Source organism: Listeria rocourtiae FSL F6-920 (assembly GCF_000525975.1).
GTDB lineage: Bacteria > Bacillota > Bacilli > Lactobacillales > Listeriaceae > Listeria_A > Listeria_A rocourtiae.
Window position 1 is genome coordinate 43,462 of the sequence record NZ_AODK01000008.1, and the last position, 12,526, is coordinate 55,987.

Genomic DNA, 12,526 nt, shown 5'->3' on the forward strand with positions numbered 1-12,526 from the left:
TATAAAGAGAAGCTACGAAAAAAATACCATAGCTTCTCTTTTATTATGCGAAAAAAAAAAATCCATATGGAGCAATCGTACATCCATGAATAGTCGCGGATTCCAATAATGGCAACCAATCATCACGCTCTGGATAAATCGCCTTCAAATCGACTTGTTGCTCTTGGGCTGTTGGATTCATCACAAAAACATGCCAGTTAGCTTCATCAATATAACGAATGATGCCAAACAACCCACCTAGTGAGAACGGATGATACTGCCCCTTTCGCAACGCTTCATTCCGATTTCGCAACATAATTGCTTCATGGAAAAACTCACTAATCTCTGCATCCTCGCGCCCCCACGGGTAGAATTTACGATTATCAGGATCTGCACCTCCTGTAAGACCTGACTCATCCCCGTAATACACACATGGCACACCTGGTAAATTCATCAACATGTAAATGGCCAATCGCAACTTCGCTTTATTTTCTGACAATACCGTGAAAATCCTTGGTGTATCATGCGTTCCAATATTATTCAAGTTCGCTTGCAATGCTTCTACTGGATAATTCTCTTTTAGCGCCATCATTTTTTGCGCCGTCTGTTTCGCCGTCAAACTCCCATTGAGCAAATCAATAGTCATTTGGCGGAACGGATAATTCATCACCCCTTGCAACATACCACCTTCTAGATAATGGCGCCTCTTATCATATGCGATTTTGTTAGAGGCATCTTCCCAAACTTCCCCGATTAACACACGATCGGGATACTTCATCAAGGTTTCGCGAATACCACCGATAAAGTCATCGGGAAGCTCATCTGCAACGTCTAGTCGCCAACCGGCAATTCCCTGCGATGTCCAATAATCGATAACACTACCTGGTTCGCCGTAAATCAACCGTTGAAAATCCACATTTTGCTTATTCACCACAGGTAAATTACTAACACCCCACCAAGCATCATATTGATTTGGATACTGATGGAATGTAAACCAAGAATAATATGGTGAAGCTACACTCTGATAAGCCCCAATCGATTCAAAATTACCGTACTTGTTAAAATACACACTATCCTCACCAACATGATTGAAAACACCATCCAAAATAACCCGTATTCCCATCTCGCCAGCCTTACGAATTAGATCCGCTAAAATCGATTCATCGCCAAACATTGGATCAATTTTCTTATAATCTGACGTATCGTATTTATGATTACTCTTCGCCTCAAAAATCGGACTTAAATAGAGCCCTGAAATACCCAGCTCTTTCAGATATGTTAACTTCTGTGTGATTCCATCCAAATTTCCACCAAAAAACTCCCAACGCACAATCTCACCATTCGCATTTTTAATGTAATAAGGCGTATCCTCTGACCTTGCATAAATAAATGAATCCGGCTTCGGTGCACGCACATGATCGTCTGCATTGAAAAAACGATCAACAAAAATATGATAAAAAACCGCATCCTGATACCATTCTGGTGCCTTATCCGCATACTCAAAGCAGGTCAGTTGATACGTACGAATATCATCGTAATTTTCCGTAAAAAAACCTTTGCCACCATATAAATCAGGATTATTAAAGTAATACGTCGTTCGCGTTTGTGTATCGAAATCCTGCTCAATTTTAAAATAATAAAAATAAAGCCCCGTCGCCGCATATGGCTGGAAGGAAACCTGATAAGCATTACCTTGCGTATGGCTCATCGCAAAACTCTGCTCCTCCATGCCATCTTTGTGAATTTTAAGCTCCACTTTGGAAACATAAGGAAGCGCGACATCAATTCGAAAATCAATCGTCGCGCTCGCATTCACTGCGCCAAAAGGTCGTTTGTAAAGCTCATTCCATGAATCAAATAAGACTACTTCCGCCACTGGTTAAACTCCCTTTCGTCACAAGTTTTTATTGTGGTGCACATTCCAAATTTCATCCGCATAGTGCATAATCGTGTAGTCTGATGAAAACTCCCCCGCATGCGCGATGTTCAGAAGTGACATCTGATTCCACCTCTTCCGATCACGATACAAGCCATCAATTCGTGACTGTGCATGCACATAAGACTCATAATCCTTCAGCACAAAATATTCATCATTATACTTTAAAAGCGAATCGAAAATTTCGCGCCCCTCTGCCTCAATGTTCGGAATCGTCCCATCAATAAGCGCATCCAGACAGCGTTTTAATCGCGGATTATGATCATAAATCTCGTGCGAATGATAAGAATTCGAATCATAAAAGTGATACAACTCCTGATCCTGCATTCCAAATAATAGCATATTCTCATCGCCGACCCTATCACGAATTTCCACATTCGCCCCGTCTAACGTAGCAAGCGTAATCGCCCCATTTAGCATCAATTTCATATTACTTGTTCCGGATGCCTCTTTTGTAACAAGTGAAATCTGCTCACTAATATCAGCTGCAGGAATAATTTTTTCTGCAAGTGTCACGCCGTAATTTTCCACGAACACGACTTTAATTTTGTTAGCAATTGACGTATCATTATTAATCAAATCTGCCACTGCATTAATCAACTTGATAATTTCCTTTGCATAGGAATAACTAGGTGCTGCCTTCGCCCCAAAAATAAATACACGCGGAACCATCTCTTCCTCCGAGTTTGTTTCCTTTAACTTCAAATATAGCGATAAAATATGCAATACATTCAGCAATTGCCGTTTATACGCATGAAGTCGCTTAATCTGGACATCAAAAACTGCATTTGGATTAATGTCAATTCCCATCGTTTCTTCAACATATGCCGCTAAATGTTGCTTATTCGCCAATTTGACCTGTTCTAGTTTTTCAAGTAAAACAGTATCCTCCTTGAAGGCTTTCAGTAAGTATAGTTCATTCGGTTTTGTCTTCCACTCAGTGCCAATATAGTCGCTAATCAGATTACTCAAACCTTCATTGCTCAGCAACAGCCAACGACGGTGTGTAATCCCATTCGTCTTATTATTAAAACGAGCTGGATACGCCAAATAAAAATCGTGCAATGCTTTTTCCTTTAAAATCTCCGTATGCAATTTGGCCACGCCGTTAACGCTATGACTCCCAATAATAGCCAAGTGTGCCATATGAATAACGCCATCTTGAATAATCGCTGTTCGCTGCGTAAAATTGGCTCCATAAAGTGGCGTCATACTTTCCAAATGCCGACGATTAATCTCACAAATAATCTGGTAAATCCGTGGTACTAAATCCGAAACCATCTGCTCAGGCCACTTTTCAAGCGCTTCTGCCATAATCGTATGATTCGTATACGAGCACGTTTTCATCGTAATCGCCCACGCTGCATCCCAACTCATTCCTTCTTCATCAAGTAAAATTCGCATCAACTCTGGGATACACATCGTTGGGTGTGTATCGTTGATGTGAATCGAAATTTTCTCCGCCAAATGCTCCATTGACACGCCCAATTTTAGATAGTAACGAATGATACTCTGTACACCAGCCGAAACAAAAAAAATACTCCTGCTTCAAGCGCAACAACCGACCATCATAGCTAGAATCATCTGGATATAGCATCTCCGAAATACTATGGACGGACTTCCGCCGTTCCTCCGAAAAATAGTCCATTTCCTCGCTTGGCGGTATTTCAGCCGACCAAAGCCGCAAATTATTCACCGTATCATTCGCATAGCCAGTCATCGCCGTATCATAAGGCACCGCTAAAATATCCTCCGTGTGCGAATAAATTGGTTTAATATGACCATTCTCATCCTCTTCCAAATGAACATCTCCAAAAAAGCGCACAATCTCTGCCTTATTCTCACGCCGTGTTTCCCATACATTCGTATGTCTCAACCAGTCATCCGGCAACTCAACTTGGTAACCATTCACAAATTTCTGCTTAAACAACCCGTAGCGATAACGAATCCCGTTCCCATTTCCCGGCACATCACATGTCGCCATTGAATCCATAAAGCAAGCCGCCAATCTGCCTAGCCCGCCATTGCCGAGACCGGGATCCGCCTCGATTGCTTCCAAACTGGCAAATTCCACACCAAGCTCCGCCAAACCTTCTCGAACCGTATCCAAAATACCCAAATTCAGCAAATTACTTTTTAATAACTTCCCAGGTAGAAACTCAATCGAAAAATAGTAAACTTGTTTTGCTTGATCTTGCTGATATTCCTTCTTCGTCTGCATCCAATTTTGAGCTGTGTACTCCTTGACAACACTTCCCAATGTGATGTACTGTTCCAGTGGTGTCAAATCATGAATTTCCGAAGCGTAAAGACTCGTCAATACACGATTGTACTCTTTTTTAAAATGCTCTTTACTAATTTCCAATATGATTCCTCCCTACTTGCGTTTGACTAGCTTGTGCTTTGTAATAAACATTATTTTTCATAGATACCCTTGTATTTTTCAGCTGAAACTTTCCAACTGAAATCCTTGTCCATCGCTTGCGTCACAAGCTGCCGCCAAACATCAGGTTGTTCCTCATACAGCGTGATTGCCGATTCTAAAATAGTTCTAAAAATGCCAGCATCATAGTTATCAAAACTAAAACCAGTGCCTTCACGCGTGTACTTATTAAAAGGCTGAACAGTATCTCTCAAGCCACCTGTTTCATGCACAACTGGAAGTGTCCCATAACGCATCGCAATCAACTGCGAAATCCCGCATGGCTCAAACCAAGAAGGCATCAACAACATGTCCCCCGCCGCATAAAGCTGTTGTGCAAAGCCAATGTCAAAATCAATATTCGCCGACATTTTATCCGGATACACATGCTCGAAAAAGCGATAAGAGTCCTCAAAAGCTGTTTCTCCTTTACCGAGAATCACGATTTGAACATCCTTTTGCAATAACGCATCCAAGCTTTCTTCCACTAGATGGCATCCTTTTTGGTGAGTCAAACGCGATACCATAATAATCAGCGGCACATCTGCTCGCACCGGTAAACCGAGACGCTCCTGCATTGCTGCCTTATTTTTGGCTTTTCCAGTCATAGCCTTCTGGCTAAAGGTATTCGGAATCAGCGAATCATTTGCTGGATCATTCAACTCCTGATCAATCCCGTTTAATATGCCCGTCAATTTCCAAGCATTCGCCCGTAGCAAACCATCCAAACGCTCCCCATAAAGTGGTGTCTGAATTTCCTGTGCATAGCTTGGGCTAACCGTCGTAATCTGATCTGCAAACTGAATCGCACCCTTCATAAAGTTCACATCATCATAATACTTAATCCCATCTTCATGCCACATCTGCATCCCAATTCCGAGCAAATCTTCCAAAACCCGCGGTGAATAAATTCCTTGAAACTGCAAATTATGAATCGTCAACACCGTCCGAATCCCTTGATACGCATCAATCCAATGATACTTATCTGCAAGTAACAGCGGAATAATCCCCGTATGCCAATCATTCACGTGCAACCAATCCGGAACAAAATCAATTTTCTCCATCATTTCACAAACCGCCATCGAGAAAAATGCATAGCGCTCCGCATCATCGTAATCCCCATACACATTCGGTCGATCAAAATAATACAAGTTATCAATAAAATAGAAGCGCACGCCGTCACGTACCAACGTCTTCACACCGCAAAACTGCTGACGCCAACCAACGTCCACCGTAAACTGTGTCACATCCTCCATCTCATCCTTAAATTCCTGCGCCATCTTCGTGTGAAACGGTAGCACTACGCGGATATCAACGCCCTGCTTCACCAATTCTTTTGGTAATGCATACGCCACATCTGCAAGCCCACCTACTTTCACAAATGGAAAAACCTCCGCTGCTGCAAATAGGACTTTCATCCGACCTCCGCCCCTCTGCTTGTCTCAATTTGTTCATCTTTCTTCACAACAATCGGATTCCCTGGCGTCCCAATCAACGCAACGCCTGGTGCAATAACGCTTTTCTTATCCGCAATGACATATTCTAATCGCGCGCCCTCACCAACTCGAGCACCTTGCATAATCATCGAATTGCTCACGCTCGCTCCTTCTTCCAACACCACGTTTCGGAATAACAACGAATGCTCCGCTGATCCACGCAATAAACAACCATTCGCGACCAAACAGTCCTTTATATCCGAGCTCTCGGCGTAAAAAGTTGGCACCTCATTCTTTGCTTTCGTATGGATTTTCTGATTCTCTTGGAATAGCGCTGATAAATTATGATCCTCCAACATATCAAAATTTCCATCAAAATACGAGTTCACCGAATAAATTTGTCGCAAGTAGCCCGTGTATTCAAAACCGTTCGCTTTCGTATGTTCCACCGCCTGCTTCATCACGGCATCCAGCGAAAAATCACGCCCTGTTTCACGGTAATTAGCAAGCAATTTCAACAATAATTCCTGCTTCAACAAATAAATCTCCATGCTAAGTGCACTATTCTCCGGCAGCTGCTCCTCTTTTCCAACTTCCTCATTCGCCAAAATTTTTCCTCCTGGCGTTAAATCAAGTGTCATCAAATTCTCATGATTCCCCGCCTCAATAGAAGACGTAATCTTCTTATAAACCACTGTCACATCAGCGTCTTGTTGCTTATGATGTTGCAAAACCGATTTCAAATCAAGATTACAAATCATCTTACTCCCCATGATAACCACGTATTCCGTCGCCGATTTCGTCAAAAAATTCAAGCTGTTATCATAATTCTCCTGTGACAAATCATCTGCATTACGTTCATCAAACACAAACAAACCACCGTACATCGTGTTCAAATCCCATTCCTTTCCGCTCCTAATATGGTCAAACAAAGAGCGGTTATTCTCATTCAAAAACATCGCAATCGTATTAATACCTGCATTCGTCATATTCGATAACGGAAAATCAATCAAGCGATAACGACACGCAAATGGCATCGCTGCAAGAGGTCGGTTTTTCGTCAAAGGCTGCATTCCTTCTTTATTTTCCGATAAGTTTAATATTCCACAAATTTTATTAGCCTTCATCTTCCGACACTCCTATCATTGCATGGTGACCCACGACTTGAATCTCGTCCTCACCCAAAATTTCCACATTATCCGCAATAACTGCATTTTCACCAACAATTGCTCGTTTTAACACCACATTATTCCCAATTACCGCATTTGGCATAATCACACTGTCCTCAATCACGCTATTCTCGCCAACCTTCACATTCTGCGACAAAATCGAATGCTTAACTTTACCATTTATAAAGCACCCATCGACAATCAGCGCATTTTTTACATCTGCCTGTTTCGTAATATGCTGTGGTGGTGCAATCGGATTTTTCGAATAAATGCGCCATTCCCGATCCCTAATATTCAACTCGTGGCAAGGATTAATGAACTCCATGTTCGCTTCCCACAAACTTGAAATCGTGCCAACATCTTTCCAATAACCAGAAAAACGATACGCAAAAATATGCTCACCGTTATTCAAATACGCTGGCACAATATTTTTCCCAAAGTCGCTCATATCTATATTTTTAGACTGCGCATCTTTCAAATACTGTCGCAATAAACTCCATTTAAATATATAAATCCCCATCGATGCTAAATTACTTTTCGGCTCTGCTGGCTTCTCTTCAAACTCAATAATCCGCCCTGTGTTATCTATATTCATAATTCCAAATCGTGACGCTTCTTCCATTGGCACCTCAATAACAGCCACCGTCAGCGCTGCATTTTTTTCCTTATGATAATCGAGCATTTTCTCATAATCCATTTTATAAATATGATCCCCTGATAAAATTAGTACATATTCCGGATTATGACTATCGATAAAACTTACATTCTGGTGAATCGCGTGTGCCGTTCCTTTAAACCACTTCTCACCTTCCAAACTAAGATGCGGTTGCAAAATCGTCACGCCACCACTCTTATAATCTAAATCAAAATATGAGCCGTCCCCAATATGTTCATTCAACTCAAGTGGCTGATACTGCGTCACTACTCCAACCGTATCAATACCCGAATTGGAACAATTACTTAACGAAAAATCAATAATTCGGTACTTCCCACCAAATGAAACAGCTGGTTTTGCCATTGTTTTCGTTAAATCCCCGAGCCTTGAACCTTGTCCACCTGCTAAAATCATTGCAATCATGTCATTTTTCATAATCATCTGGGACTGCTTTTTCACGGCAAATCCCCTTCACCGCCCTTTTTTATATCCTTTTATTCTTTTCGGCTTAATAATAAGTACACTCGTTGCGGGCATGATAACTTCTATACTATACGGTTGTCCATTATGCCCCGCCTCACTCGTGCGCATTTCTGCTTGCGCCGTCTTCCAAGTCCCGCCAAAATCAAACGACTCCGTATTCAACAACTCTGCATAAACCCCTTCATAAGGAACTCCAATCCTGACTCGCTGCCTTTCCACTGGCACAAAATTACACGCTACCACGAGGAAATCGCGCGGCTTTGTACCTCGGCGAATAAACGTCAAAATCGACTCATCTCGATTATCTGCATCCAAAATTGCCATCCCAGCAGAATCATGATCGAGCTCAAACAATGCCCGGTGCCCCACATAAATTGCATTTAAAGACTTCACAAAAAATTGATATTGGTGATTCAAATCTTGTTTTAAATCTGCCCATTCCAATTCTTCTGCGAACTTCCATTCCAAAAATTGTCCTGTCTCGTTGCCCATGAAGTTTAATTTTTTCCCAGGGTGCATCATCAAAAATGCCTCCAATGTTCGGAGTCCCGCAAACTGGTTATATCGATCCCCTGGCATTTTGTGCATCATCGATTTTTTACCATGTACCACTTCATCATGTGACAACGCCAAAATATAATTCTCCTTAAACATATACATGAACGAAAACGTCACGAGATTAAAATGATCCTTTCGAAACAAAGGATCCATCTCGAAAAATTCTAAGATATCGTTCATCCACCCCATATTCCACTTATAATTAAAACCGAGCCCGCCAACATCAACAGGTAACGTCACACCTGGATATGCTGTACTTTCCTCTGCAATCATTAACATGTCCGGATATCGCTTAAAAACCTCTGTATTTAACTTTTGAACAAAAGCGACACCAGCCTTATTCACATTTCCGCCATCTTCATTTGCTTCCCAGTATCCATCATCATAATCCAAATAAATCATATTCGATACTGCGTCAACACGCAAACCATCCAAATGACACATTTCAATCCAAAAAAGTGCATTTGAAATCAAAAAACTATGCACCTCAGCCTTAGACAAATCAAAATTAAGCGCTCCCCAGCGGACATTATCTGCCTGAAACGTCTTCCAATATTCAAACTGTGGCGTACCATCAAAATAAGATAACGCATTATCATTTCGACAAAAATGCCCCGGTACCCAATCCATAATTACACCAATATTCGCGGCATGACAAGCATCCACAAAACTCATAAAATCTTCTAAGCTCCCGTAACGCGCCGACAACGCATAATAACCCGTAATTTGATAGCCCCAAGATGCGTCCAGTGGATGTTCCATGAGTGGCATAAACTCAATATGCGTATAACCCATCTCCATCACATATGGAATCAGCATATCCGCAAGTTCCGCAAAAGTATAAAACTCTGCATCCCTACCATCCTGTGGTTTCCGCCAAGAACCGGCATGCACCTCATAAATATTGAGTGGTGCCTGATATAAATTTTTCCGCTTCCGTTTTGCCATCCAGCGTCCATCTGTCCATTTGAAATCTGGCATTTTGGTTACCACGGCCGCATCCTTTGGTCTTAACTCAAACGCCAATGCATACGGGTCCATCTTTAATTTCTGGTTGCCATTTGAATCCTCCACCAAAATCTTATAATGATTTCCCTGTTTCGCTTTCGTCGAAAAGCCTTCCCAAATTCCCGTATTCCCAATTTTATGCAAAATTATCCCAGTATCCCAATCGCAAAAATCACCGACGATCGCAATTTTCTGTGCGTTTGGAGCCCAAACACGAAACGAAAACCCTTCTTTCCCATCCGCATCCACTGCAAACTGACACCCCATCAGCTGATAACTCTGAAAATGACTCCCCGTATTAAATAAATATGTATCCGCTTCTGACATGTTTCCGATCTGCAATTTATTACTCACTTCATCACACCCTTTTTGAATAATCTGTTTTCTCTCTATTTCAAAACAAAAAATCATTCTGTCGCGTCCATTTATGAAGTAAATCGGAAACTGTCAACATAATTTCCTTATTCCTAATATACCAGATTTCTTGGCTTTTTGAAAATAATACCATCAGTAAAGCTTATATCATTTTTTATTTATCAAAAACTGCGTAAAATAAAGAGCCTAAGCATTGTAGCCTAGACTCTCTATGTTTATTAATACACTAAATCTAAGAAGTCTTCCTTTGTAATGTTACCAAAATAATGTTTTATATCTACATCAGATAACGCCTTTTCTACTGCACTTCGCTCATAATTAACACCGCGAAGTTTACTTTCAATCTCTGTCACATCACCAACCCCAAAGAAATCACCGAAAATCTTCACGTCTGCAATGATACTTTTCACAACATCTAGGCGCACATCAATACCCCCAACTGGAAAACGCTTCGTCCGTTCCAAGTTAAACTTAGGCGACTTTCCATAATTCCAATCCCAGTTATTATAGCGCTTCGCCGAAATCGCACGAATCTTTTCCCAATCGGCCTCCGTAAGCACATATTCTTTCACATCCGCCACACTTTCGACTTCAAAAATATCTAGCAGAAGTAAATCGCGAAATTCCTCCGTCGTCATCTTGTTCTCCATAAACTCCGAAATATTCGCAACCCGGCTCCTCACTGACTTAATGCCCTTCGATTCAATTTTATCCTTACGAACCTTTAACGACGCCACGACATCATCCAAGTTCAAATCAAGCATCAACGTTCCGTGCGAAAACATCTTGCCCTTTGTCGCGAATTGCGCATTACCAGACACTTTGAAACCATCGATTAACAAATCATTGCGCCCTTTCAATTCCGCATTCACACCTTGTTTTTTTAGCGCCACGACAATCGGCTCAGTAAATTTTGCGAAGTTATGAAACGAATCGCCATCATCGTTCGTGATAAAACTGAAATTCAAATTTCCCTCATCATGATAAACCGCTCCCCCACCAGATAGACGACGCACGACCTTAATATTATTTTCTGCGACATATTCCGTATTAATTTCCTCAATCGTATTCTGATTACGCCCAATAATAATTGATGGCTGGTTAATATAAAACAGCAACACTGGCTCATCTAAATCAAGCTCCGTCAAAATAAATTCTTCCACCGCCAAATTAATCGTTGGATCTAACACATTTTTATTATCAATAAAATACACGCTTTATTTCCTCCTTAGAACTCGATAATTAATCCTTTTTCAGCTAACACAATCTGTCCATCAAATTCTGATGTCGCTTCTGCTTTTAACGTGGCCAGTTCACCAAATTGTGGCAAGTGAGACAACAACAATGTTTTCACTCCGGCATCCTGTGCCAATTTCCCAACTTCCGTACTCGCCATGTGAATCTGACTTTTTCCAGCTAAGTCCTTATAAAAATTCGTGTCAGCCATCAATAAATCCGCTCCCTTTGAAAAAGGAACAAATGATTCCTGATAGGCTGAATCCGCAGTGAAGACAAATACTTTGCCATTTGCTTCAATTCGCATCGCATAACATATAACTGGATGCACCGTTTTTAAAAATGTAATCGTAAAGGGTCCAACAGTAAGTGCCTTGCTTGGATCGTACGCTATTCCCTCCGACACATTAGGCATTGACAGGTAAGAAAAACCACGCGCATCCTCATCATGTCCATACATCGGCAACACCGGAACATCCGCATTCATCCCGCCAATTAAACGATAGTGCTGTAATATCCCGACATCTGCCACATGATCCGGATGATAATGCGAAATAATTACCGCATCAATTTCATTTGGATTCACATAATTCTGCATAATAGAAACGGCACTTGCACCGACATCAATCAATAATTTAAAGTCATCCTCTTCCAGTAAATAACTCGATGTCCCTTCATCCACTTTTGGATAGCCACCCCAGTGACCGAATATAGTCAACTTCATGTCCACACGTCCTCTCACGATTTAGTCTACCTATTTATCATACACTAAAATAGGCATGGGGAGTATATTTATCGTTCCATCGTTTGATTTTTGACTAAAAAACATATATTTATTTTCCATTTCATTCTGACATCTTTCCCAATGAGTTACTTCAAAAATATAATCCAAAAGCAATGTTTCAAATTCATCGTAAACTTTTAGTACCCGATTCAACCGATGATAAAAAATGGTTCTACAAATTTATAAAGTAGTCCTCCTCTTTGCATATAGATCGTATTTTGCTACAATCCGTCATGATGCATTTATTTTTTACAATACTAGCCATCATTTATTATACCTACATTGCGATTCTTTTGAAATTGTGTTATTCTTTTTCGATGAAAGAAGGTGATAATCATGAATTTTTATATCATAAGAATAAAAATCATGGTCCCAGCATTTCCCTGTTCAAGATGTTTTTTTCCCAGATAAATAATTGAATTAGGAGTTTTAAAAATGGAAAAAACATCAGAACAAGTAAAAAATAAATTTAGCCTTACTGATTT

The 12,526-nt window shown here is 40.9% G+C and carries 7 protein-coding genes and 1 pseudogene; all 8 read right to left on the reverse strand.

Annotated features, from left to right (window positions below):
- Window positions 1-43: 43 nt before the first annotated feature.
- Window positions 44-1,855, reverse strand: a complete 1,812-nt coding sequence (locus tag PROCOU_RS04380; protein ID WP_051994185.1) for a glycoside hydrolase family 13 protein — start codon at window positions 1,853-1,855, stop codon at window positions 44-46.
- A gap of 18 nt (window positions 1,856-1,873) precedes the next feature.
- A pseudogene (locus PROCOU_RS04385) lies at window positions 1,874-4,280 on the reverse strand (glycogen/starch/alpha-glucan phosphorylase).
- A gap of 50 nt (window positions 4,281-4,330) precedes the next feature.
- Window positions 4,331-5,755 carry a glycogen synthase GlgA gene (gene glgA / locus PROCOU_RS04390; protein ID WP_036069904.1) on the reverse strand — a complete coding sequence of 475 codons (1,425 nt, stop codon included), beginning with the start codon at window positions 5,753-5,755 and terminating at the stop codon, window positions 4,331-4,333.
- Complete coding sequence (gene glgD, locus PROCOU_RS04395) at window positions 5,752-6,900, reverse strand: glucose-1-phosphate adenylyltransferase subunit GlgD (RefSeq protein ID WP_051994186.1); 1,149 nt, start codon at window positions 6,898-6,900, stop codon at window positions 5,752-5,754. Before glgD ends, glgA begins: the two co-directional genes overlap by 4 nt.
- Window positions 6,890-8,032 (reverse strand): glucose-1-phosphate adenylyltransferase, encoded by a 1,143-nt coding sequence (locus tag PROCOU_RS04400; protein ID WP_036069923.1) that lies wholly within the window; start codon window positions 8,030-8,032, stop codon window positions 6,890-6,892. The genes glgD and PROCOU_RS04400 overlap by 11 nt, the downstream gene beginning before the upstream one ends.
- Before the next feature lie 36 nt (window positions 8,033-8,068).
- Window positions 8,069-10,057 (reverse strand): 1,4-alpha-glucan branching protein GlgB, encoded by a 1,989-nt coding sequence (gene glgB / locus PROCOU_RS04405; protein WP_208293603.1) that lies wholly within the window; start codon window positions 10,055-10,057, stop codon window positions 8,069-8,071.
- A 182-nt stretch (window positions 10,058-10,239) separates the two neighbouring features.
- Window positions 10,240-11,235, reverse strand: coding sequence for a lipoate--protein ligase (lplA, locus tag PROCOU_RS04410; RefSeq protein WP_036069906.1), 996 nt, complete (start codon window positions 11,233-11,235; stop codon window positions 10,240-10,242).
- Window positions 11,236-11,249: 14 nt separating this feature from the next.
- The gene (locus PROCOU_RS04415; RefSeq protein ID WP_036069908.1) at window positions 11,250-11,981 is read right to left on the reverse strand and encodes an MBL fold metallo-hydrolase; all 732 of its coding nucleotides are present in this window, start codon (window positions 11,979-11,981) and stop codon (window positions 11,250-11,252) included.
- Between the last annotated feature and the right edge of the window lie 545 nt (window positions 11,982-12,526).

What these genes read in the sequence shown, in the direction of transcription:
- glgA (WP_036069904.1), bottom strand. Translation starts at nt 5,755, where the DNA reads ATGAAAGTCCTATTTGCAGCAGCGGAGGTTTTTCCATTTGTGAAAGTA.
- glgD (WP_051994186.1), bottom strand. Translation starts at nt 6,900, where the DNA reads ATGAAGGCTAATAAAATTTGTGGAATATTAAACTTATCGGAAAATAAA.
- PROCOU_RS04400 (WP_036069923.1), bottom strand. Translation starts at nt 8,032, where the DNA reads ATGAAAAATGACATGATTGCAATGATTTTAGCAGGTGGACAAGGTTCA.
- glgB (WP_208293603.1), bottom strand. Translation starts at nt 10,057, where the DNA reads ATGATTTTTTGTTTTGAAATAGAGAGAAAACAGATTATTCAAAAAGGG.
- PROCOU_RS04415 (WP_036069908.1), bottom strand. Translation starts at nt 11,981, where the DNA reads ATGAAGTTGACTATATTCGGTCACTGGGGTGGCTATCCAAAAGTGGAT.